General features: G+C 59.7%; 19 protein-coding genes and 1 pseudogene. 13 read left to right on the forward strand and 7 right to left on the reverse strand.

Translation table 11 applies throughout. From position 1 onward, the window contains the following. Positions 1-32: 32 nt before the first annotated feature. The 4 genes from ACOERD_RS07410 to ACOERD_RS07425 all read right to left on the reverse strand — a co-directional run bounded on the left by ACOERD_RS07410 (position 33) and on the right by ACOERD_RS07425 (position 6227). Complete coding sequence (locus ACOERD_RS07410; RefSeq protein WP_419738571.1) at positions 33-2396, reverse strand: CFI-box-CTERM domain-containing protein; 2364 nt, start codon at positions 2394-2396, stop codon at positions 33-35. After that, positions 2393-3532, reverse strand: a complete 1140-nt coding sequence (locus tag ACOERD_RS07415; protein ID WP_419738572.1) for a hypothetical protein — start codon at positions 3530-3532, stop codon at positions 2393-2395. Before ACOERD_RS07415 ends, ACOERD_RS07410 begins: the two co-directional genes overlap by 4 nt. Before the next feature lie 236 nt (positions 3533-3768). Then, positions 3769-5295, reverse strand: a complete 1527-nt coding sequence (locus tag ACOERD_RS07420; protein ID WP_419738573.1) for a secretion protein — start codon at positions 5293-5295, stop codon at positions 3769-3771. Beyond that, the gene (locus tag ACOERD_RS07425) at positions 5295-6227 is read right to left on the reverse strand and encodes a TcpQ domain-containing protein (RefSeq protein ID WP_419737622.1); all 933 of its coding nucleotides are present in this window, start codon (positions 6225-6227) and stop codon (positions 5295-5297) included. The genes ACOERD_RS07420 and ACOERD_RS07425 overlap by 1 nt, the downstream gene beginning before the upstream one ends. Positions 6228-7098: 871 nt before the next feature. Here ACOERD_RS07425 and repC point away from each other — a divergent pair. From repC to ACOERD_RS07475, 10 genes and pseudogenes are all read left to right on the forward strand, one after another. Next, positions 7099-8817 (forward strand): replication initiation protein RepC, encoded by a 1719-nt coding sequence (gene repC / locus ACOERD_RS07430; RefSeq protein ID WP_419738574.1) that lies wholly within the window; start codon positions 7099-7101, stop codon positions 8815-8817. A gap of 218 nt (positions 8818-9035) precedes the next feature. After that, positions 9036-10532: a S8 family serine peptidase gene (locus ACOERD_RS07435; protein ID WP_419738575.1), complete on the forward strand. Its 1497-nt coding sequence runs from the start codon at positions 9036-9038 to the stop codon at positions 10530-10532. Between the two features lie 211 nt (positions 10533-10743). Beyond that, on the forward strand, positions 10744-11172 hold the full coding sequence (locus ACOERD_RS07440; protein ID WP_419738576.1) for a hypothetical protein: 429 nt from the start codon (positions 10744-10746) through the stop codon (positions 11170-11172). Positions 11173-11181: 9 nt separating this feature from the next. Next, a complete protein-coding gene (locus ACOERD_RS07445; RefSeq protein WP_419738577.1) occupies positions 11182-11691 on the forward strand; it encodes an ImmA/IrrE family metallo-endopeptidase in 510 nt (169 codons plus the stop codon). Positions 11692-11705: 14 nt separating this feature from the next. Continuing rightward, entirely contained in the window at positions 11706-12788 is a 1083-nt protein-coding gene (locus ACOERD_RS07450; RefSeq protein ID WP_419738578.1) for a beta family protein, read from the forward strand. A 249-nt stretch (positions 12789-13037) separates the two neighbouring features. Next, positions 13038-13647 (forward strand): annotated as a pseudogene (locus ACOERD_RS07455) (IS256 family transposase); the annotation flags it as partial. A gap of 168 nt (positions 13648-13815) precedes the next feature. Next, on the forward strand, positions 13816-14511 hold the full coding sequence (locus ACOERD_RS07460) for an AAA family ATPase (RefSeq protein ID WP_419738579.1): 696 nt from the start codon (positions 13816-13818) through the stop codon (positions 14509-14511). A gap of 17 nt (positions 14512-14528) precedes the next feature. Further along, the gene (locus ACOERD_RS07465; protein ID WP_419738580.1) at positions 14529-14798 is read left to right on the forward strand and encodes a hypothetical protein; all 270 of its coding nucleotides are present in this window, start codon (positions 14529-14531) and stop codon (positions 14796-14798) included. 113 nt (positions 14799-14911) lie between these two features. Further along, entirely contained in the window at positions 14912-15727 is an 816-nt protein-coding gene (locus ACOERD_RS07470; RefSeq protein ID WP_419738581.1) for a hypothetical protein, read from the forward strand. Positions 15728-15738: 11 nt separating this feature from the next. Beyond that, positions 15739-16365, forward strand: coding sequence for an RES family NAD+ phosphorylase (locus ACOERD_RS07475; protein WP_419738582.1), 627 nt, complete (start codon positions 15739-15741; stop codon positions 16363-16365). A gap of 288 nt (positions 16366-16653) precedes the next feature. Here ACOERD_RS07475 and ACOERD_RS07480 read toward each other — a convergent pair whose 3' ends face one another. Together ACOERD_RS07480 and ACOERD_RS07485 are read right to left on the reverse strand one after the other, a co-directional pair. Then, positions 16654-17634: an Rpn family recombination-promoting nuclease/putative transposase gene (locus ACOERD_RS07480; protein WP_419737880.1), complete on the reverse strand. Its 981-nt coding sequence runs from the start codon at positions 17632-17634 to the stop codon at positions 16654-16656. A 136-nt stretch (positions 17635-17770) separates the two neighbouring features. Further along, complete coding sequence (locus ACOERD_RS07485; RefSeq protein ID WP_419737881.1) at positions 17771-18121, reverse strand: hypothetical protein; 351 nt, start codon at positions 18119-18121, stop codon at positions 17771-17773. 270 nt (positions 18122-18391) lie between these two features. Here ACOERD_RS07485 and ACOERD_RS07490 point away from each other — a divergent pair, with 270 nt between their 5' ends. Further along, positions 18392-18679, forward strand: coding sequence for a hypothetical protein (locus tag ACOERD_RS07490; protein ID WP_419737882.1), 288 nt, complete (start codon positions 18392-18394; stop codon positions 18677-18679). A gap of 367 nt (positions 18680-19046) precedes the next feature. On the opposite strand, the gene ACOERD_RS07495 is transcribed toward ACOERD_RS07490, so the two are convergent. Further along, a complete protein-coding gene (locus tag ACOERD_RS07495) occupies positions 19047-19196 on the reverse strand; it encodes a hypothetical protein (protein ID WP_419737963.1) in 150 nt (49 codons plus the stop codon). On the opposite strand from ACOERD_RS07495, the gene ACOERD_RS07500 reads away from it, so the two are divergent. Both ACOERD_RS07500 and ACOERD_RS07505 read left to right on the forward strand, forming a co-directional pair. After that, positions 19189-20931, forward strand: a complete 1743-nt coding sequence (locus ACOERD_RS07500) for an IS1634 family transposase (RefSeq protein ID WP_419737624.1) — start codon at positions 19189-19191, stop codon at positions 20929-20931. The genes ACOERD_RS07495 and ACOERD_RS07500 overlap by 8 nt on opposite strands. Before the next feature lie 746 nt (positions 20932-21677). Next, positions 21678-21989 (forward strand): hypothetical protein, encoded by a 312-nt coding sequence (locus ACOERD_RS07505; RefSeq protein ID WP_419737883.1) that lies wholly within the window; start codon positions 21678-21680, stop codon positions 21987-21989. Positions 21990-22409 lie beyond the last annotated feature (420 nt).

Here is a 22409-nt window from a genome sequence, read left to right on the forward strand (position 1 = left end):
AGATTCAGGGCGTTTGGCCGATCACAAATCATTCATACCCCCTCCTCACCCGGTTCAAACTTGTGTCCTGCATCGCTGCGCCCCGGGGGCACCCAGTCCTGCATCAGGCGCCGGACCATGGCGCAATAGGTGGCAAAGGCGCCCGCATCGTCGCCGGCGCGGATCTGCGCCACGGCGCGGTCCACCCGGGTCCCGATCCAGTGCCAGTCGTCGTGGTCCTGCGGGATCGCCGCGACAATCTGCGGGGCGATCGCGTAATAGTGCCGGATCAGATCCGTCCCGTCGGGATGGGCTGCCAGCCAGCCGTCGCGAAAGGCGCGCAGGGTGCTCAGGGTCGGCCCGTCATCGGCCTCACCCCGGCGCGCGACAATTGCGGTGGTCAGGAAGCAGCCGCCATCGCCATCGCCACTGCTGCCGCCTTTGTCGTTACCGGCGGGATCAGCTCTACCCCCGCTTGGGCTTGAGCATTTGCAGCCGCCTGATCCCACGCTCACCGTGCCGATGGACCCGCCATATTGGTCGGTGTAGCCCCTAGCTTCTTTGTAGCTGTCAAAATCAGCAATCCGATCTCCATCGACATCAAAGGCCTCTTCGCCATGTGCTCTTTCGCCGCGGGATCCGGACCCGCGGGAGGGTCGCGGTGGCGGGGGTGGCGTGCAGGTGTTGGAGGTGACGGACCAGTCGGAGAGGAGCACGACCCGGTCATACCATGGGCGCGCGCTTTGTGCCGGATCTGCGGTATAGGCGGCAATGGCTTGCGTGCGCGTGCGATCGCCTTCGCTTTGGGTGTGGTTTGAGCGCGCCGGCCAGTCCCGGTTCCACCAGCGCAACCGCCGGGTTTCGGTGATGGCACCGCGCCAGGTCGCGGGACATTGCAGTGTTCTTGTCTGCGCGCCGCTCTGCGCCACGGGCCGGAAACAATGATCCTCGAGCGACCTGACGATGATCGGGTTTGGACCCGGCCAGCCCTCGGGATAGTCATAGCGCTGCATATAGCCGCGGCGCTCCCCTTCGTTGAAGCGCCCGCCATGGGTCGTGGCGCAATCATCCGGCGTCCATCTGGTGACGGCCGGGTCATTGTCTTCCCGCTTCGGGGTCCCGGGATGCGCACTCACAGGCCGGGTGTCGCAGAATACCCCGCTCTCCCGGAGAGGATGCGGCACCCCGCCGTTCATGTCATCGGGATGCGGCCTGACGCCGATCGGTGGAATTTTTTGCCGCGCGCCCGCCGCCGGCTCTTCCCAGGGCAGCTGGTATTCCTGAAGCCGCCAGGTTTCGATCCAGGCCCCCTTGACCGTCTTGCCACCCAGCGTGCCGGTACAGTCCCTGATCAGCAGATAGTCCTGTTCCCCGGGGGGCCGGCAGTGATCGCCATGGCTGGGGTCCACATACCAGGCGTCGTCTTCCGCACCCGCATGGACGTCATAGCGCGCAACATGCCCCTCCGCATCGTAAACGGGCCTGACAAGGACGCCGTTGATCCTGAGACGTTCGCGCCTTATGTGGCCGATCCGGCCGTCTTCGGTGCAGGGTCCCGGTTGCTGTTGCGCCTTTTGGTGCGGGCTGTGCAACACCTGCATGGCAAGGGCACCGTCCGGGAGCGGTGTGAAGGGGGAGGTGGCGGTGCGATTGCAAGAGGCTCTCGCGTCCAGGCCGTCGCCCTTCTTGACAAAACACGCATCGAGGACCCGTGCCGCCCCGTCCGCGCGGATCAATGCGGGGCCTCCCGCCTCTGAATGCACCCGGTCCGGGACATGATCGATCACGGACCCCGCGCGGTCATCGGCCTCGATCCAGGCTTTTGTCGTGCGCTGCACCATCCGCGGGGTCCAGCGGTCGCGCAGGATGGCCGGATCGAGCCAGACGATGACGTCGCGTCCGCGGTTTTGCGCGCTGCGCGCGGGCAGGGCCATGGCGTGCAGATGGCCCTGCCAGGCGCTCAAGGTCTCCGCGCTGTCCAGCCCGAAGAGATCGAACAGGTCATTGCCGGCTCCGAAGAGGCCATTGTCCTGCCAGTATTTTGCAAGTTTCTGCGACCGGGGGTCCCCCGGCACGCCCTCAAGGCTTGTGATCTTCCACGCCCCGAGCGGCTTTTGCTCTTCCAGATGCGCGATGAACTCAAAAAGCAGGGGCGGCGGCAAGGTTCGCAAGGCCTGCGCAATCCGGTCGCGCGTTGTTGCCACAAGCCGGGAATAGGTCAGCGCCGTTTCGCGGTCGGCTTCACAGATCCTCTTTCGCGCGCCATTATCCGCCTCAAGGATCAGCCTGCCCTGCGCCGCAGAGCGGGGACGGTCGCAGTCGATCCCGAGATCCCTGGCCCCATCCGGGCCCTGTGCCAGGGCCGGGTTGGCGAACACCAGCGCCAGAATGGAGGTCGCGGATACCAAACGGATCATGGGGTCTCTCGCTTCTGAACAGGGGGAGCGGAGAGCGTGATCCTGCGCGGCGCGCGTAATGTCAGCTCCCCGCCCCGCCCGGGTTTGCGGATGAGCCGCACAGGGGCCAGCTCGCTCACCTGTGCCGCGCGGGTGAGGAGATCGGAGAGGCGCCCGGAGGCGGTGACGATGAAATCCCCGCCTGCGCGCGTCACGGCGTCGGGCTGGTCGGCCCAGGCGCGCTGCAGGCCGGACAGGGTTGTGCCATCGGGCCGGATGCTGTCACCCGGGGCGGCGACCAGGGGGAGCGGCACCACCTGAAACAGCACCAGCGCGGGACCGATCCGCGCGTGATGATGCGGCCAGTCCGCGATCATTCTGTCCCCGGCCTCTTCGGCCAGAACCCGATTGCGGGTCTTGTCGGGATGATAGCTGCGCCAGATCACCAGTGGACGGCCGGGCGGGCTGCCCGTGCGCGGCAGCGACAGGGCCATCCCGTCTGCCATCCCGTCTGCCATCTCCAGGGCACAGCCGGCCTCGGTCTGGTTCCAGCCGATCCTGCGCGGCCACCAGCCCTGCTGCCCGGAGATGCAGGCTTCGGTGAAGCTGCCGGGCTCTATCATGGCCTCGACGGTGGCGGCCGGTGGCGGCGGCGGAAAGAGATGGGCCATCACAGGCGGCAGGGCAAGGGAGGCCGCCAGGAGCGCCGCCGTACCCGCAGCAAGCGCACGCAGGGCCCCGGGCGGGATGCGCCGCCCGGGCTGAAACCCCGGGTCGCTCCCGACAACCCGTGGATGCAGAACCTCCACCGGTACCCCGAGCCCCGCGACCAAAGATGTATCCAGACCGGGCCCCAGGACCACGCCCGCGATGTCGGTGACCAGCATGCGGTCCTCGAGCGCGGCGCGCGCCGTGCCGTCCGCAGCGCTTAAAAGCGCTTCGGGTTCCGGGCGCGGGCTGATCCGGGTGTGATCCCGCGCATCGGGGAGAAGATCAGCCCGAAGATCAGCCCGAAGATCCGCCATGGCAAGCCAGAGGCGGCCGTCATCCAGGGCGCAGAGAAACACCCAGGTGCCCGTCACCCCGGGGCGTGCGTCGATCAGGGACCGCGCCAGGGCGACCAGCAGCGAGGCGGGCCGGGCTTCGCCCCCGGTCATTGCAGTGTCCGAAATCGAGGCGCACCGCCCGCCGATGTGAAGCGTGGAGGTGGCGGACAAAGAGCGGGACAGCGACAGGGACAAGAGCGCCGGTCTGGCACATGTCCAGGTCAGTCCCGCGATCAGCGGGGTGCCGTCCGCGGCCTGCCGCGCGGGCAGGGCCGCATCCGTCCGCACCGGGGCTGTCGCGCAGAGCGGGTCCGGGGGGGTCATGGAGAGCGTGGCGTGCAACCTCATCAGCGCCCCCGTTGCGGGATGATGGAGGGGCGCACGAGGATGACCATGCGGATCTTGCGGCTGCGGGCGTTGACATTGCCGCCCAGGCCGATGGCCTTGAACAGCCCGATGCCGCGTTTTCCGCTGGCCGCTACGTTGCGTTCATAGCCCGAAAGAACCAGGACCTCACCGGTCTCCAGGATCGACTGGTTCTGGATGATGCGCTTGTCGATGACGGGCGCGCCGATTGTGTTCTCCCCGCCGATTTCGGCGACGTCATCGCCCACCAGATCGCTTTGAAGCACGTTCAGGAAGAGCTGGATTCTGCGCGCGTCCAGTATTCTGGGCAGGGCGTGGATCGATATGCCAAACTCGACCTCTCCGGGACTGATTGTCACCTTCTGGCCCGGCACCCCGCCATTGTCGGTATTGACGGTCTCGATGGTGCGGCTTTTGACATAGGTTGCGGATCGGGTGACGGCCAATGGCGAGACAACACCCGACTGCCCGATTGTTGATGCAATGCGAAAATCGAGCACGGAGCGATCCTCGGCCAGGGCCTGCAGGTCAATGGATGACCCGTCCTGCCCGCGCAGGCTGACCGCGCCGCCCCGGTCAGCCCCGCCCAGGATGATCGCGCTGCCGCTGCGCGCGATGGTGCGGCCAATCCTGAACCCGGTGGTGCTGAGCCCGAAATTCTCCGCCGCCGCGCTATCCAGGAAATAGACGCCGATTTCCAGGCCGACGCGTTGCCCGAAGGTCTCTTCCAGATCGTCCATGACGGCCCGGACCTTGTGGTGGACGGACGGGGGCCCGAAAACCTCAACGCGCCCGCTGCCCGCCAGCAGCGTCAGGCGGGCCGGGCGCGGTGTCAGCGGCGCCAGGCGTCTTTCCAGTTCCGCCCATTGGTCGGTGGTCTGGGTGGTTTCGAGTTTGAGTTTCGTCGAGCCGGTTTCGGTGCCGCCTGCGCCGCCGATCTCGGATGTGAAACTGCCGCGCGTCGTCGGCAGGGGCACCCGGTAGGTTTTGCTGACCATGCGATCGATGGTGAGGCTGCCCTTCTCATGGGTCCAGGCCACATCCATGCGCGCCGCAACCTGATCGAGCAGGCGCGACAGCGGCCCTTCGTAATCGATCCGCATCCGGGAGCCGATGGGCACTTCGACCACATCGCCACCCGTGAGGATGTAGCGCGTGCGGATATTGACCGGCAGGCCGCTGGCCGATGTGATCGCGGCGGCAATGGTGCGGATGTCAGCCTGCCCGGGAAGCCTGAGGCTCACGCCGCGCGCGGCCTCGAGCTGTCGGGGCAGCGGATCACCCTGTCTCGAGCCGCGCGTGACTTTGAGCGCGCCGCCGTAATAGGGGCGGTCAACGCGCAGGACTTCCCCACGCTGTGCCGCGCGCTGTGCATCAAGCTGTTCACGGGTCAGCCGTGTTCCATCCTCGATATCGCGCCCGGCCTGCTCGCTGACATCGCAGGCGCAAAGCGCAAGCAGAAGGAGCGGCCCCAGCCGGATCGGACCGGATGATCTGCGCCGCCCCATCACAGACCTCCCAGCCGGATTGTCCTGTTGGAGTAAATCCGCACCGGGGGTGCGGTGCCGTCAGAGCCCAGGCCCTGCACGAGCTGGTTCAACGCGGCCTCAAACTCGGCCTGCAGCCGGACCGGCACCGCCAGGATCCAGGCATCACTGGTGCTGACAACCACCCGGTATCCCGCCGCCCTGCCCCAGCGCCTGAGCACCGCCTCGAAATCCTCGCCAGCCCGCGCGCTCCAGATGGGCAGCGGCGCGGGCGGCGGTGTGGCGTCTTTGGCGGGTTTTGCAGCTTTAGTCCCTTTTGCAGGCTTTGACACCTGTGCCCCATCTGCCGGGGATGCGACCCGCCCTGCCTTGCCCGGACCTGTCTGTAGTTCTGTCGGCGGTTCTGTCTGTGGGCGCTTCTCTGCGCCTGTCTGTGTCGCTGCGGTGGAGGGCGCGGGCGCTTTGGTGCCAAAAAGGGCGGCCAGGAACCCGGTGCCGCTGAGCGGTGCGCCGGGCGTGCTGGCGGGTATTGCGCTGGACTTCTCCTGTCCCACTGATGCCCCCTGCCCGGCCCCGGCCTCACAGGGCAATCGGATGGGGGCCCCGATGCGCAGGCGCTTGGGATCGAGCCCGGGATTGGCGCGGGCGATCTCGGGCCAGCGACGTGAGCTGCCCAGGCTGCGCGCCGCGATCCGGCCCAGCGTGTCGCCGGCGCGGATGGTATGGGTGCAGGCGGACGGTAATGGGACCGCCCGCCTGCGGCCTGCCCCGTCCCGCTGATCTGCGAGATCTGGCGACGGGGCGGCAGTCCGGCCCGGGCGCGTGAGCTTTGCCTCAAACGCGCCGGGCGCGACCCGCTCGGTGCTGGCGCGCAGCGCGACCGGTCTGACCAGCGACTGCCAGTCCGGGCAGCGGATGATGTCTTGCGCCCGGCCCTCTTGTGGGGCGAGCATAGATATAGCGGCAATTGCGCCCGCGGCGCATAGCAGTAGACGCCGCGCGTGGTTTTGGAGTAGGACAAAAAGAACGGGACAAGACTTGAGCAGGCTCAGATATGCAGGGATTTGCACGCAACAGCCGCTATATACGCGCGTCAGTGCCGGGCGCGGTGACGGTGTTACGTGATTCGGGAGCGGACCGGGGCATTCCGGGACACCGATTCGCGAGACATCCTGACGCGAGTGATTCTGACGTGAGTGATTCTGACGTGAGAGGTCGTGAAGATTTTTACGGAAAAACCGGGAGAAATCGCTTGACTTTCGTCTCAAACCCTGAGGGGGGGGGATTTCTTGGCAAATATGTCCAGACGAATCATTACAGCGGTCTCGCAGATCATGTGTGACGCGCTCAAGCCTACCCCTATTGGCGCAGATTGTAAATGCGCGCCGGAGGGCTGCGGCTCTATACTATATGGAGCGTCCGCACGATTCGGGCGGTACAGATATTGCGCCAGACAGTACGCGAGGCTGCGCGCCAGATATTGCGACGGTGCCGATATACCGGCCGGTTGCGATCAGAGGCCCACCAGCACAGGAGGAGACGGGATCCGGAACGCGATGATGTAAGGCCAAAAAAGAGTTGAGGCCAAAAAAGCAAAACGCGCAGGTCTCCCCGCGCGCCTCATTCTCGTGAGCTATCAGAAAACAGTCACCTTCTGATTAGCTCACGGGACAGAAAGAGGCAACCCGAAAATGCATTTTCGGGATCGGGAGAGCTGTATCTGTCCCCTGGATCGGGTGTGCGGTCGGATCTGCGACGCGCCTCACCCGGGCTGATTGGGTATATGCGGCGATGACCTGCGCTCTGAACATATGGAGAGCAGAGATGCGAGATTTTACATGCGACAGCGCACCGGGGGTTTATGATCCCGCGCGTGCGCATCAGATCCAGGCGTTTATACCGGGGGCGGAGGAACATTTTGTCTTGCCGGGGGATGTGACCAAGGCCACGGCGATCAATATTGCTGTTGCGGTTCTGATCCTGATGGGGGGCAATGCGACGGATGTGCAGGCCTATCGCGAGATTGCCGACCGCACCGAACGGGTGGCCTGGCACAGCGGCACCCATGCGCCGGTGAACTGGCGGCGGCAATGTGACATGGCGCGGGCGCTGGGATTGAGCGAGCGGCAGTTTCGGCGCATCGAAGAGCGGCTGGTGCGCTTTGGCCTGATTGCGCGGACCACGGCGGAGAATGGCTATCGCGGCTACCGGGCCTCTCGGGGCTCCGCAGAGGGCGTGCGCTTTGGCCTGTCACTGGAGCCGACGATTGCCAATTACCAGGCCTTCACCTTTCTTGTGGCGCAGGCCGAGGAGGAGGAAGCGCAGCGCCGGCAGGTGGTGGGTTATGTGCGCACAGGCAAGCAGCGGGTCCGTTTGCTGATCAGGGGCATTGCGGATGCGGAAACCCGGGCCTGGGCGGAAGAGGCTTACGAGGGGTTGCGCGTGTTCAGTGCCCGGACCCGGCTGCGCGCTCTGGACGCGGAGGCATTGGATCTGCTTCACGCACAGGTGATCGCGCTTGAGGACCACATTCGCGACGCCCTGACACCGCTCGCCCCCGAAGAGCAGACAGGGCCACAGACAGGGCCACAGACTGACATCCAGGCAGAAGACCGGACAGAAGACCACTCTGAAGCGCAGGCAGGCCCCCGGCCCGAACTGCAGACTGAACCGCAGACTGAACCCCTCGCGCAGGCCCCCTGCCCCCCGGAACCAGCGCCTGAGCTTGAGTCTGACCCAACGCCCGAAGCAGAGGGTGCCGCATCACCGGATCACGTGCTGGCGCCCGAAGGGGTATCCCCGGCAAGTAAATCCGCAGACCCTGGTCTTTCTCGGCAGGACGCAGAGCGTGACGTCCGTCAGGACGTAGCCGCAATCGCCCCCGAAAACACACATGGAAACACCCATGCAAGCACGGATACAGACCAGCCCGTAACCTCTGTGGATAACAGGCATTATGGCACAAATATGTCCGGTGCGGCGGTCTCCCATGTCCGGCCCCATATACAACCTGAACCCAAACCTTTTGAGTCCTGTAACGACCTGCAGTCGAAAATGATGACGCCAGCATACGCTGGCGACAGGGTTAGCTTGGCATTGCACCCTGACGGGCGCAATGATTGCTTTAGAAAAAATGATCGCAAGGCCAGCCTGTGGATCAACCCCGAAATCCTGCAAAAACTCAACCAGAATACACTCAAAGATCTCGCATCCGAAGACGCAGCCATGTATCTTGAGGTCCTGGAAGACTGGCGCGACTGCCTGCCCTACCTGCTGCGCGACCTCGGCATCAATATATCCGCATGGCTCGAGGCCACAGATGTCATGGGTGACGAAATCGCCTTCATCGCCCTGCTCGTCATCGACAGAAACAGGTTCCATCCCGTCACACCCGTCATAAACCCGGGCGGTACACTGCGCGCATGTACACGGCGCGCCATAACAGGTGAGCTCAACCTCACACGCGCTATCCTCGGTATCTGGGAACGCGACAGACAAGGAAAACAGCCTAAAGCACATCCCCAAGGCAGAACTCTGCAGTGAGGATGGGACGAAACGGGGCGCGATGATGCGCGGGACGACAAGGGGCGAAACAGGGCGCAGTGCGGACAGGCCCAAGTGTGTGTCGTGCCCCGTGACAGCGACACATTAAGCGACAAAGGGGTAGAATTAACCTTTGATTTTTGCTATTCTTTTCTGAGTTTAGTTCCTGTTTAAGGCGCGGCAAGGAAGAGTAAACCTAGTTTTTGCGAGGGCTTACCATGGCAAGATTCTTTTATACTATCTTTTTGCTATCCATAGGCATTAGTCCGCATATTGCCGATGCTCAGGAGCTTTCGCTGCCGGAAATTGGTGACAAAAATGCGCTCATTGATTCCTTCAATGCTAGGAATGATTTAGCATCCTCGATAATTGCAGATTACTCTCCTATCGACTATCTTGATCTCGGAAACTATGATTCGATTGTTGTCTCGTACTTTGAGCCCAGTGAAAATCCTTTCTCCGACGGTCAAAACCAAGCCGCCGCAGCAAGTCTGGGTGTAACTACGACACAAATAACACCCAACTCATTCGAACTCCAAATATCTTCACAACCCATTGCCGCTTCTGAGTTCGGTGTTGCTGCGCCTGAGCTGTTTCAAAAACGTGCAGCAGCTCTAGCGGGCATGCTAGATGCTGACGAAACAGTGCAAGATTGGTTTCCCAATTACCATATCAATACGCAAGATGTTACTGATCCACTTTACCCTCATCAATGGCACTATTTTCCATATAGCGAAAATTTGGAAAACGGGAAGTTCCCCGGTGGTACAGATCTGTCTTTGCTTTGGGATTTTAGCCCTGGGAATGAAGACGTCGTAGTTGCCGTGTTAGATACTGGATTCTTGTATGATCACGAAGACGCGGCCAATGTACTTTCAGGCTATGATTTTGTATCAGATATTACTGCAGCAAATGATGGAGACGGGTGGGACAATGACGCGCAGGACCCAGGTGACGCTTGTGGCCCTTCGGCCAGTAATTCGTGGCACGGTTCACATGTTGCAGGGACGATTGGCGCATTAGCCCACAACGGAGTTGGTGCTGTAGGAATTAACAAAAATGTGAGTATCATTCCAGTACGAGTTCTCGGGAAATGTGGGGGCGAAGTCAATGACCTAATGACGGCTGTTTTGTGGTCAGCTGATTTGCTTGACACCCAAACGCTTTCAGACTTGAGATTGCCCCGCGTACACAAGAAAGCAAACGTCATTAATATGAGCCTAGGTGGCCTTGGTCTTTGTAAACCGGAGTGGGCGCGAAACTTTCAAAGAATTGCTGATAGCGGAACACTGGTTGTAGTTGCCGCAGGCAATGATGCGAGAGACGCGAGAGACTTCATACCTGCGTCTTGCCCTGGGGTGCTTGTCGTCGCTGCAAGTGATATGTCAGGCTCACTGGTGCGTCGCTATTCAAACTTTGGTCCGTTGGTCTCGATTATGGCGCCAGGCGGCGATATTGAAGCCGACTTTGATGAAAATGGGCTGCCAGATGGCATTTTAAGCATGGTTGCCAATGATTATGCATTTTATAACGGGACATCTATGGCAGTTCCGCACGTTGCGGGTTTGGCGGCTCATATTTTTGCCCTTGATACTAATATATCGCCGGCCGACGCGGCAAACCTGATGATAAACTTTGGGAAAAATCGAACCTTAGAACAATGCCCTGAAAATTGTGGAACCTTGCTTAACGCAGGCTTCTTGCTTCCAAATTAGTGGATAGTATTTGTTATTCTTCCGCACATAAAATCTACTTTAAAGCTGGGATAAGGGCGAGTCGATTGGATGTAATGATCGGAGTTTACTTTGATGTAGGCTATTATTGTAAAGCTGTGGAGAATTACATTTTTTATCGTGTTATCTTGATTTGGGAGCACGGAAAAAACATGGGCGGCAGAGCCACCTCAACTTGTGAGCAGTTAGTGGGATGAAAAGTGTTTTCTTTATCGCTAGCCTGATCGGCGGTGCAGTGTTTTGCTACATCCTGTTTTCCCTTGGGGTTGTCGACAAGATCGACGGCATTCCGGGAGTCGACCAAGAGCCGGTATTTGCGATCCCAACGTACCTGAGTTTTATCTCTGCGATGATGACCGCGGTCACTGTTGTACTAGCGGCAGTGGCAATCGGAATAGGTGTCGTCGCTGCATACACATTCCGCGAAATCAAAGACGAAGCTCAGCGCGTTGCCAGAACTACTGCGCAAAAAATAGCGCAGCACGTTGCTGACGAGCGCCTTTCGGAAGTGAAAGTCAAAGGCATGGTTCTAGACTTGTATGCGAAGGCCGAAGAGGAGCGGCAACAGGACGTGAAGTGGGGCGAAGACCCATCAGAAGAAGATGAAAAATATGAGAGATAGGAGGCCAATATGACTACTGGGGAGTTGAAAAAAGTCAGAGCCGAACAGGGGGCTACTCTTGACAGATACATGTCATCATACCCAGTGAAACTAGGCGCGCTGGCGCGAGAACTAGGGGTCGCGGGTATCAAAGTTTCGAGTATGCCGACCGGCGTATCTGGTCAAATCACCAAAGAGGGCGGCGACTATATCATTCGCGTCAATCGAAATGAGGCACGCGAGCGCCAGCGGTTCACTATTGCTCACGAACTCGCTCATTTCCTGCTGCATCGGGATGTCATCGACAGTTCGCCGGACGGGATAACAGACAACGTGTTGTATCGATCGGGCGAACCGGAGCAAATCGAATTCGAAGCAAATCGGCTTGCCGCCGATCTGGTTATGCCGAAGGCGTTGATAGAGCAGAAACTGGACGATGACTTTGGTAGAGTGGTAACCGACGCAACCATAGAAAGCCTTGCAGCCAGCTTCCAAGTATCTAAAGCTGCTATGGAAATCAGGTTATCCACTCTTTCATAAGCACGAGGTGACCCATGGTCCTAGAGAACAAAGCCTACGTCCCAACTCTGGCAATACGAGCCAGCGAAATGAATGGGCTTGAGTTCTTACCGGGGGCGGCGAAGGACAGGATGGCTCCATGCTTCCTACTCGCCCCATGGGCCAGCTCAAACAGTCTAGAGCGCACAATCACCCGAATAGAGCGAGCGTTCCCTAATCGTGACTATTTTCTGGATATCGACCGATACTACCAGATCACGAACATGGACAGTGTTCCACAACAGGAATTGACCCGTCTGATGGACCCGGCGGACTGCTTCGCGAATTGGGTTAGCTTTGTTAGAGATCACGAACGTGTCTGGCCATGTGTACAAACACGCGGCCAAACCGAAGACCAAATACGGACCCAGATCGAAGAATTTCAGAATCTAGGACGCCCGTATTGCATGCGGATCGTTTATGATCGATACCCTTACAACATGGAAGAGATCGCCGGGGCGTTTGCTGCTGGGGGTGCTGCCGACTTTGCGATCATTCTCGAAGGCGGGTGGACACGTGATCCATTGTCTCTAGCGGTATGGTTCGAAGGAATAATATCAGGCAGTCTTGATCCAATCAATGCGACCGTGCCAGTAGTCTTGTCCTGTACATCGATTCCAAAGATGTTCAGCAACTACAACGCAGAAAACCCAACGGCTGTTCCATTCTCAAATCGTCAGCTTCTGGATCAAGTTGCTCGGCAATCAAACCGAGCAAGAGTGATTTATGGTGATTGGGGTAGCACACGCCCGCGTGAGCCGGGGGGATTTGCGAATCGGCCCTTGGACCGTGTGGATTACCCAACCGAGAATGCGTGGTACATTGCACGCAACAGGGATGATGAATGGGATTTTCGAGATGCAGCTCTAGCAATTGTTGGTTTGCCGCAATGGGATGCTGGTCTGGGAATCTGGGGCGAAGAGATGATCCAGAACACGACTATCAATGAAGAGTTGGGTATCGATTCCGCTCAGAAGAATGTCGCTGCACGTGTAAATATTCACCTTCATCGGCAAGCATTTTATGGATTACCTTCAATTGATCCGGCTACTTTCGATGAGGATTGGCAGGACGATTGAGTGTCTAGCAGAATCATTTATGAAACTACCGATGAAACTAAGGCTCTATTTATGAAGACCCGTGGGATTAGGCTAAATTTAGTACCGTATGGTAAGGTAGCAAAAGGTACCCAATGGTATAGTTTGCTATCCTATGTTACAGTACGGTGATAACGTACAAAATCTTTCGCACATTTAGCGGTGATGGTGGTTTCTTTCAGACAGACTGAGAGGAGCAAGAGAATGGAAGAAGAAGGAAAGCTCAAAGCGATGGGGCAAGTGATCCAGATCGACGAGGGTCGTATCCGTGATCATCTGGGCGAAGATGGTGCGGGGCACAGTTGAGGAGGCGCTGAACGCGATGCTGGAGGCGGAGGCGGATCAGTTGTGCGGTGCTAGCAAATATGAACGGACGGAGGGCCGCAAGGACACGCGGGCGGGCAGGGCGAGCAGCTATGAACGGTCGCTCGACACCAAGGCCGGGCCGGTGAAACTGAAGATGCCGAAGCTCAGGAAGCAGACATTTGAGACGGCCATCATCGAACGCTATCAGCGCCGGGAAAGCTCGGTCGAAGAGGCTCTGATCGAGATGTATCTTGCGGGTGTTTCGGTGCGCCGGGTCGAGGACATAACGGAGGCGCTCTGGGGGATGCGTGTCAGTCCCGGCACGGTGAGCAATCTCAACAAGAAGATCTATGCCAAGATCGTCGATTGGCGGCATCGGAAGATCGAAGGCGATCATCCTTACGTTTTTCTCGATGGGATCGTCATGAAGCGCAGCTGGGCGGGTGAGGTTCGGAATGTTTCGCTCTTGGTGGCCATTGGCGTGACCGCAGAGGGCTGCCGGGAGATTCTGGGCATCATGGAAGGCCGTCGGCAATCAACTGAAGCGGACAATTGGCATGTTACCTACACCGGACAATTCAGAATGTTCTCGAAAGATCATCTATGACACGCTCAGAAACGGCTGGGTCTTCGACGATTTTGCCGAATTCAAAATCAACAAAACCAATGCTCTGCTTGACAATCACCATAAGAGGAGAATTCAATGCCCACTATTGCTTTCGCTAATTCCAAAGGAGGTAGCGGCAAGACGACTAGCGCACTCTTGCTGGCTTGCGCGCTTGCTGAAACCAAGCCAACTACCATAATTGATGCCGACCCCCGCCATCCGATTTCAACGTGGGCCGATATGCCTGGGAAACCGCCCGCGCTTACAATTTTAAAAAACGCGTCTGAAAGAACAATACTCGATGAAATAGAAGAGGCCGCCGCCCGGGACCCTTTTGTGGTCATTGATTTGGAGGGAACTGCCTCCCGTCTGATGAGCTATGCAATCAGCCAGGCTGATCTGGTAATCATTCCGCTCAAAGAACAGCAGCAAGATGCCGTTGCAGCACTTGATGTGATCCAAGAAATTCATCGCGACATGAAAGCTACCAGACGCAAAATCCCTTATGTAACGCTTTTCACGCAAAGCAAAGCTGCAGTAAAGTCTCGTACTGCGCGCCACATATCATCTCAGTTCCGTGATAATCCAGCCATAGATTGCTTCACTTGCGAGATTCACGAGCGTGACGCTTTTGCCGCTGTATTCTCGATTGGCGGCACGGTTGCCACAATGGACCCTGCAAAAGTCAACGGGCTTTCAAAGGCGCTGGCAAACATTGAGGATTTCAAAAATGAAGTAATACATAAGTTGCGCGCGATTAGAAAAGTTGAAACAGGAGAGGCAGTCGCATGAGCGGACCAGGAAACCGTATGAAGCTGGCGATCCCGGCATTGGACGCACATGATGAACTAGAAGATTTTGTGCCCCGCGCCTCCAGCCCGATTACGCCGGCAGAAGCCAAGCGCGTCGTGGACCGGGGTGCATCTTTCCCAAGTCGTGAGATTAGTCCCGACGCGCAACTCAATCTGAAAGGCCCGCGACATATTCTGGAACGCTTCAAGGCAATATGTAAAAATGACCGGCGTGCTTACTACGACATGCTCGAAATACTGATGGACTGTTATGACGCACAATCGTAATTGCGCTTCTTACACCATCTTTCGTCCTTTATTGATAATCATATATTGTATATGAGAACTATTACTGTATGTAATATATGAAATGCTCGTAAGCATTGAGTTGGAGAAAATGCATGAAAAGTGACTTGCAGGTTGCGGTGATGGATGCTGGCAAGATGCGTATCCTGCCGAAATTTACGTATGATAACGTCCTTCGGGGGGTCCTAATTGATGCCATAGAAGAGGAGCGGCATGTCACTGAGAGCGAACAGATGCATCGACCTTGGGATGAGGCGGATCCACAATATGTCATTATCCCCATGCATGAAATGAAGGATCATATGCTGCTGATAACCGAAGGAAACGTTAGGACATACGCTTTGCATGACCGCTATTCTCATGAAAGCGTCGTTGAACAATGCATGTATTTCTTGCGGTTGATGCCGGATTTACCAATGAAGCTTTCGGAGCGGGCGGCTAAGTTAAGCGAAGATCGTATCCTGTCGCTAATGGATGTGATGCTACACTTTGATTGCTTTGAGCCAATCGAAGCGCGGATTGACGGTAAAAATGCGGAAATGCGCACAGAGTTTTTGAACGAATTCCCGGTTCTTGACAGTGCGGGTGTTCACAAACGGGCGGGGCTCAAGGGCACGAACACATCTCAGACGGTCAATGCATGGCGGCAAAGGGGACGGATCTTGGGGTTGCCCGTCCAAGGTAAAAACGCCTATCCGGTGTTTCAGTTCGATGCCGATGGTCAGCCATTGGCATTGATGGAGCCGGTTTTGGCAGCTTTGCCAAAGTCTTTTTCGGCATGGCAGAGTGCCTTTTGGCTAGTCAGCCCGAAAGAATCTCTTGATGGAAATTCCCCGGCAGAAGCGGTTCGGTTGAAAGATGAACGGGTTATCGAGACAGCACGTAACGCCTGCGAGCGTGTGGCAGGATAACGAAAGTCTGCATGATTATGGAACTGCCCGCGACTGCGACTGCCGCTAAGCTGCAAATTTGCCAAGTCGGAACACATCTCTACAGGGTTCACGATGAGCGATTCAATGGGAACAGCTTCAATCCTTGCAGGGGTGATAAGACCCGGTTCACCCATCTTTTCGATGAAGATGGGGCCTGCATTCCGACTTTTTACGCAGCGACGACGCTGGACGGAGCAGCCTATGAGACGGTGTTCCGGGGGATCCCAGACAAATTCCAAGCTGTGCCACGCCAATTTCTGGATGATCGAAAGATCTCCATTGTTCAGCCAAACCGAAGGCTTCAATTGGTGCCACTGTTTACCCCAGAGTTGAAAGCCTGGGGCCTAGATCAGGAGAAGTTATTCGCAGCCCGGGCGGAGGTCTACAATGTTTGTCGCGTGCTGGCCTTTCGATGTTGGCGTGACAATCCTGAAGCGCAAGGATTAGTTTGGTCGTCCGTCCGAGACAGTAGTGCTCATGCTATGCTGCTTTTTGGAGATCGATTAGATAGCAATGAACTAAAGATAGTGTCGTCTCGGTGTGTTGGCAAAGATGCCACTGCGCTGAACGATCTGGAAAGGGTAGGTGTCCGAGGGGGCTGGTTTATTTCAAAATAATCACATCTGACGAAAAGCTTTTGGAATATAGCGGTCCGGTTGAGAAGATTTGAGGGCCGGTGATCACCCATGATAAGCGATACTTATCAAAGGTAAAGCAAGCCCTGTGACAGACCTGCCGGTAACAGCCACAATCCCCCCTTTTTGCGCATCCCAAACAGAAAACCCCAGAAAACAAAGGGCCCCGAAAACAAAGGGGGATGACCCGGATCCGGCGCGGCCCCGATAACAGGCACCGCAGGGAGGCCTTGCGATGCGGGGGCGCGCGTGGTTTCAGGGGGTGCGGCTTCAGTGTTCGCGGGGCGCAAACACCGCCTCCAGCGTCGGCGCCTCCAGCAGGCGGTCGGTCCACAGATCGAGATCGGCCACAGAGCCCGCCGCAATCCGCGCACGCGTCGCCTCCTCCAACACCCCGAAGCGGCGCGTCAGAAGCCGCGTCAGCGCTTTGGCTTTGCCCGTGGCCTGGCCTTTTGCCTCGCCTTCGGCCAAGCCTTTTGCCTCGCCGGCGGCCAGTCCTTCGGCCAGGCCGCGGGCCTTGCCTTCGGCGATCAATGTCTCTGCAATGGTTCCCACGTAAGCCTCCAGTTCCGCCGCCTTGCCGCGCCGCAGCGCCGCCCGTATTCCGTCCAGTTCCACATCGTCATAGACGCGCATGATGTAGTGCAGCACCTGTCGCCGCAACTCGTCCGGCAGGCTTTCCAGCACCTCTGCAAGGTTTTGCATCGCCTCGCGCTTGAGGGTGAGCAGCACTGCTTTTAGGGCCGCGTCCCGCGCCAGCGCGTCGCCTGGGATCTCGCCGATGTTGCGCAGAATATAAGATGCGCCGGGCAGAAAGGAAAGGGCCGCATCGCCCGCGATCATCGGGGCGAGCCCGTCCGGCACTGTCCAGCGTCTCTGGCCGGTATAGAGCACCATCGGGATGATCGGGGGCAGGGCGGCGGGTCCGTGCTCTTTTGCGTGCCGCTTCCAGATGCGCACCATGTAGGAGGCCAGTTGCAGCGGCAGGCCGGGGTCCGGAGTGCTTTTATGTTCGAGCAGGAACAGGTAGGCGGGATCGCCGGTCCTTGTGCGCACCCTGAACAGGGCATCGCTCTGGCTTCCGGCCAGGGCCTCGTCGATGAAACTGCCGTCGATCCGTTCCGGTGTGATCTCGCCGAGATGCGCGGCGATCCGGTTGGGCAGGTGTTCCCGGAAGAACGCCGCGGCCAGGTGCGGGTCTTCGAAGGCGGCCCGGAACAAGGCGTCATGGGGGGTGTTCAGATCGGGCATCGGGCCTCCGGACAGTCGTGCGTTCGCTGCTGCTACTGCACCTGACGCGCCGCCGCAAGATGGCACAGAGAGGCCCGGAGATGCTTTGTACGGATGCGCCCGGATTTTGCGGGCTGCGCCCTCAGCCCTGCATCCCTCAGCCGGCGCTGCGTGATCCCGGGCCGCCTGGTCCTGAAGGCGGGTCTGGTGTCTTGCCCGGGCCGCGCTGTCGCAGGCTCCAGTGTCCGGCCACGAGGCGCGCCCCGGCCCCGGCTTCGAACAGCTGCATCTCAGGAGGGCTGGCCGGTCTCCAGGCATAGGCCGCGCCCTGCGCGCCCGTGACACGGGCCAGTACAAACCAACCATCAGGCTCCAGGCGCACGGCTGCAAGCCCCAGGCGCGCGGCACAGGCTGCGATATCGGGCGATTGATGCTGCCCTGCCGGTTTGGGGCCTGGTCCCGGCTTTGCCCTGCGGCGGGCGTGCCGGCGCGGTTTGCTGGCCTTCACCGGTCCGCTCCCATACCGTCCGGCCCCGTGCCGGGGATGGCGCTCCGGTTGGAGATCGGCTTGAAGATTGCCTGGCCTGTCCTGTTGTTCCCGGTATCTGCCATGGGCGGGAATGCTACACTCTGCTCCGGGGAAGGGGAAGTGCCACATTTGGCCTTTGTGCCGCATGGCGCGCCGGCGGAGACCGGGTCCGGGCGCACCCGCCTGCATCGATCCTGTTGCGCTTGCCCGGTTGCGGGGCCATCATGCAGGGTGTGTGTGATCCGGGGGTTGAGCATGGCACCGTTCCGACGTTCAAAGCCGCGCGAGACGGCCCCGCTTCCGGCTGTGAAGACCGGATCCGGGGCCCTGGCGCTTGATATTGGGGGTCGCCGCCTGGAAACGCTGGGGCTGTCGTGGCTGACCGTCACCTGCGCCTGCGGCCATGAAGGCAAGGTATCGGTGGCCGATCTCGCGGATCGCCACGGCTCGAGGACCCGGGTGCGGGAGGCGCTCGCGCTGCTGCGCTGCTCGCAATGCGGCGCGGCGCGGGTGCGCAGGACAACCCTTGTGAGATGAGCCAGATATGGCGCGTATGGCGCGTGTGTGAACGAAGATCACGACCCCCGCCATATGTGTCCCTCAGTGTGCCCCTCATGTGTGCCCCTGTCGGGCCTGTTCCGAGCCCGAGGACAGGATCGGGGCCCGTGCTCTGGTCCCGATGAGGCTCAGAGATTGGCGCAGCACCCGGCGCAGCACCTGACACACACACACACCATGCTCCGGTATAGAGATTGACCCGGTCTGTTTACCGCGCCGCCGCTGGTGCAGCGGCGCGGGACCGGGGCTTGTTGCGGGCGCTTTGTGCCAGATGCTGCGCCGGGTTCCGGGTATCCGTCCTGATCAGGCGTTCAACTGAAACGGAGCCGCGCGGGGCGCGGCGCTCTCATTCCTGACTTCCGACCTTTTTGTTGATCTGACTGGGTTTTTGGTTTGTTTTCAGGTGTGGTTGCTCAGAGGCGCGTTGTAGTGCCCCATTATTATAAAAAGTATTGACATGGGCCTTCAGATGGCTAACCTCTTCGCCCATGTTCATCCGCACCAAACATGACGCAAAGCTCAACCGCACACGGATCCAGATCGTTGAATCCGTCCGCACCGGCTCCAAGGTACGCCAGAAGATCCTGCGCCATGTGGGTGTGGCCCATAACGACAGCGAGATTGAGGATATCAAGCGTCTGGCGGGCCGCTTGATGGAGCAATTACGCATTGATCGCTCGCCGCAAATGGAACTGTTCACGCCCACGGAATATGCCGATCTGCAGGCGCTGGTGCGCCGCGCTCCGCGGCCGGACAAGCTTGGCGTTGATCTTGCCGAGTGCCGTGAGGAGGCGCGGGTCTCTCTGGGTCTGCGGGATGTCATGGGGACGATGTATGACCAACTGGGTTGGGGGGCCCTTCTGGGGGCGGCGCGTAAAAGTGCCAATCGCATTGTGAAAGAGCTGGTTATGGCGCGGATCGCACAGCCCGAGAGCAAGCGCGCGACCGTGGAGGCGTTGGAGAACCAGGCAGGCATCACGCTCAATCTGGACGTGGTCTATCGGAGCATGGATTACATCAATACGCCGGTGATAGACGGGATTTGCAAAACCTCTCACGCGGCGGCAGAGAAGTTGCTGGGCGGGCCAGTGACCGTGCTGTTCTACGATTGCACGACCCTGGCCTTTGACACCGAGCGCGAGGACCCGGCCGAGGATGCGGACGGGGTCGAGCAGGATCATCTTCTGGCCAAGGGCTTCAGCAAGGATGGCAAGCATCACCGCGCTCAGGTCATGCTGGCGCTGATCGTCACCTCCGATGGGCTGCCTGTGGGCTATGAACTCTTCCCGGGAAACACCTGGGAAGGTCATACGCTGGAAGCTGCGCTGAAGGCGTTGGAGGGACGCTTCGACGTGGCCAGGGTCACGTTCGTGGCCGATGCCGCCATGCTCAGCAAGGACAACCAGCAGATGTTGCAGAACAAGGGTCTGCCCTACATCCTCGGCTATCGCATGAAGTCCGCCCCGGCCGCCGTGAAGGCGAACATTTTGAGCCCGGAGGGACGCCAGCCTTGGGCTGGACACGGTTCTGAAGAGGCAACCGAGAAGGGCTGGTACAAGGTGATCGACCAGGAGGGAGCGCGGGTCATTGTGACCTGGTCACCCACCCGGGCACGCAATGATGCCCACAAGCGCGACAAGGCAATCGAAAAGCTGCACAAGAAGCTCAAGCGCTCTCGCAAACCCGGCAGCTTCAGCAGCCGGGGATATGGCCGCTTCCTGGCCTTCCCCGACAGCGGGGACGTCACGCTGGATGATGCAAAGATCAAGGCAGCGGCACAATGGGACGGGCTGCATGCCATTGTTGTTCATGGTGCGGACGAACTGGAGGCACAGGACGTCATTGCCCGCTATCACCAGTTGTGGGAGATCGAAGCCTGCTTCCGCACCAACAAGCACGATCTGAAAATCCGGCCCATCTATCACTGGTCGCCGCGTCGGGTCCGGGCCCATATCGCCATCTGCTACATGGCCTTCTGCTGCCTGCAGCACCTGCGCAAGCATCTGGACCTGCTCGGACACCCGATGAGCCCGGCTCGTATCCGCAACGAGTTGAACGCATTGCAGCTCTCGATCCTGCGCCACAAAGGCACCCCTGACCGCTACGGCATGCCAAGCCATGCCACGGTCGATGCCAGACGCATCCTCACCTGCGTCGGCCTGACCTGGAACGAAGCCCCTTTCAAGATACCCCCCGGGCGCACCCGAAAAACTGGCCAGACCAAAGCCTGAGCTCCCTCAACACTCCGAAACAATCGCTGGCGAAAAAAGTCCGTGTAGTGCCTTTTGGCAACCAAGGCATAATAATATCAATGACTTATACGAAAAAATGTCGGAAGTCAGGAGATTGACCCGGTCTGTTTACCGCGCCGCCGCTGGTGCAGCGGCGCGGGACCGGGGCTTGTTGCGGGCGCTTTGTGCCAGATGCTGCGCCGGGTTCCGGGTATCCGTCCTGATCAGGCGTTCAACTGAAACGGAGCCGCGCGGGGCGCGGCGCTCTCATTCTGCGCACCCGCCCCGCTTGCGCGCGCGCGCCGCGCGGTGGTGCCGTTCCTGGTCAATACGGGCCCGCCTCGATCGCTGTGGCACCCCTGGTCACATCCGGTCTTTTGGGGGTTTCTTTTGGATTTTTGTCACGCGCCGCGTGGGGCCACTCTGGCAGGCGGGACGGCGGTGGCCAAGGATCGAAAAATCCGCAAATGCGCTGGGGTCTGAGGGCCGCGCATGGCCCCCGGCCGCCGCTTGACAGAGACAAAGCCCGCGCGCGCCGACCCATTCAGGGATCGCTCGCGCGCGGGCTTTGCCTCTGCGCGCCCGGCCTGGCGTTTGCATCTGTGGGCGGGTCGGTTTTCCGGTCTGCGGATTTTTCGCCCGGGTCGGCGCCTTCGGCGTCCCTGTCCACCGCCGTCCCGCCTGCCGCCATGTCCCCACGCGTCCCACCGTCGGGACGTGTGGCAGAGGACAGGAGGAAAAGACCTATGCCCACAGCACCCATTATCCGCAACAAGCCTTCGGGCACGTTTCTGACGCATCTGTTCGGCTCCGGCCTTGAAGCTGACACCCGCTATGTCGTGGAGCGCTTCCGATCCATGAGCAAGACCGGAGAGATTCGCCCCGTTGAGGCAGGGCAGAAAAAGCGCGAGACCCTCACCCGCGCCGCCATTCACAAACTGCGCCCTGCGCGCAATGAAATCATCATCTGCACCGCCCGCGCCGACAGCAAGAGCGGCTGCCAGCTTTGGGGTTCTATCGCCTCGGGCCTGTTCTTTGCCGCGGCCCGCAAGGCCTGACCCGCCCGCCCGGCGGGTCAGGCCGCCGGGGTTCTCTTTCCACCCCGCCCCCGAAAGGTTCACCCAATGACGACACCCCCCGAATTGACAGCGCCCGCGCTCTGCGCCTCTTGCAACAGGCAGCACCCCGCGCCCGGTCGCAAAACCTGTTCTGTTTGCCTCAACACCGCGCGCAGGACGGCCGCCGAAAAACACGCCGCGCGCAAGGCGCAAGGCCTGTGCACCAATTGCGGCAGGCGAGCGCCGCGCGCGGGTCGCGTTGAGTGTCAAGCTTGCGTGGACAAAAGAAAGGCCCGCCCCGGCTACCACAAGAAATGGCGCGAGAAGGTGAAAAAGCGCTACTTGTAGAAAAGCGTGCAATTTTGACCCCCTAAGCGGGGAAATCGGCGTCCAAATTTGACCCCTCCCTATGGTTGTAGA

Origin of the sequence: Ruegeria sp. (genome assembly GCF_965199275.1) — a bacterium.
Classification (GTDB): Bacteria; Pseudomonadota; Alphaproteobacteria; order Rhodobacterales; family Rhodobacteraceae; genus Ruegeria.

Excerpts from the sequence above, each read along its gene's own strand:
- ACOERD_RS07465 (WP_419738580.1), top strand. The coding sequence starts at position 14,529 with ATGAAGCTGGCGATCCCGGCATTGGACGCACATGATGAACTAGAAGAT.
- ACOERD_RS07445 (WP_419738577.1), top strand. The coding sequence starts at position 11,182 with ATGACTACTGGGGAGTTGAAAAAAGTCAGAGCCGAACAGGGGGCTACT.
- ACOERD_RS07425 (WP_419737622.1), bottom strand. The coding sequence starts at position 6,227 with ATGCTCGCCCCACAAGAGGGCCGGGCGCAAGACATCATCCGCTGCCCG.
- ACOERD_RS07420 (WP_419738573.1), bottom strand. The coding sequence starts at position 5,295 with ATGGGGCGGCGCAGATCATCCGGTCCGATCCGGCTGGGGCCGCTCCTT.
- ACOERD_RS07470 (WP_419738581.1), top strand. The coding sequence starts at position 14,912 with ATGAAAAGTGACTTGCAGGTTGCGGTGATGGATGCTGGCAAGATGCGT.
- ACOERD_RS07480 (WP_419737880.1), bottom strand. The coding sequence starts at position 17,634 with ATGCCCGATCTGAACACCCCCCATGACGCCTTGTTCCGGGCCGCCTTC.
- ACOERD_RS07500 (WP_419737624.1), top strand. The coding sequence starts at position 19,189 with ATGTTCATCCGCACCAAACATGACGCAAAGCTCAACCGCACACGGATC.
- ACOERD_RS07505 (WP_419737883.1), top strand. The coding sequence starts at position 21,678 with ATGCCCACAGCACCCATTATCCGCAACAAGCCTTCGGGCACGTTTCTG.
- ACOERD_RS07440 (WP_419738576.1), top strand. The coding sequence starts at position 10,744 with ATGAAAAGTGTTTTCTTTATCGCTAGCCTGATCGGCGGTGCAGTGTTT.
- ACOERD_RS07435 (WP_419738575.1), top strand. The coding sequence starts at position 9,036 with ATGGCAAGATTCTTTTATACTATCTTTTTGCTATCCATAGGCATTAGT.
- repC (WP_419738574.1), top strand. The coding sequence starts at position 7,099 with ATGCGAGATTTTACATGCGACAGCGCACCGGGGGTTTATGATCCCGCG.
- ACOERD_RS07460 (WP_419738579.1), top strand. The coding sequence starts at position 13,816 with ATGCCCACTATTGCTTTCGCTAATTCCAAAGGAGGTAGCGGCAAGACG.
- ACOERD_RS07495 (WP_419737963.1), bottom strand. The coding sequence starts at position 19,196 with ATGAACATGGGCGAAGAGGTTAGCCATCTGAAGGCCCATGTCAATACT.
- ACOERD_RS07450 (WP_419738578.1), top strand. The coding sequence starts at position 11,706 with ATGGTCCTAGAGAACAAAGCCTACGTCCCAACTCTGGCAATACGAGCC.
- ACOERD_RS07475 (WP_419738582.1), top strand. The coding sequence starts at position 15,739 with ATGATTATGGAACTGCCCGCGACTGCGACTGCCGCTAAGCTGCAAATT.
- ACOERD_RS07415 (WP_419738572.1), bottom strand. The coding sequence starts at position 3,532 with ATGACCGGGGGCGAAGCCCGGCCCGCCTCGCTGCTGGTCGCCCTGGCG.
- ACOERD_RS07410 (WP_419738571.1), bottom strand. The coding sequence starts at position 2,396 with ATGATCCGTTTGGTATCCGCGACCTCCATTCTGGCGCTGGTGTTCGCC.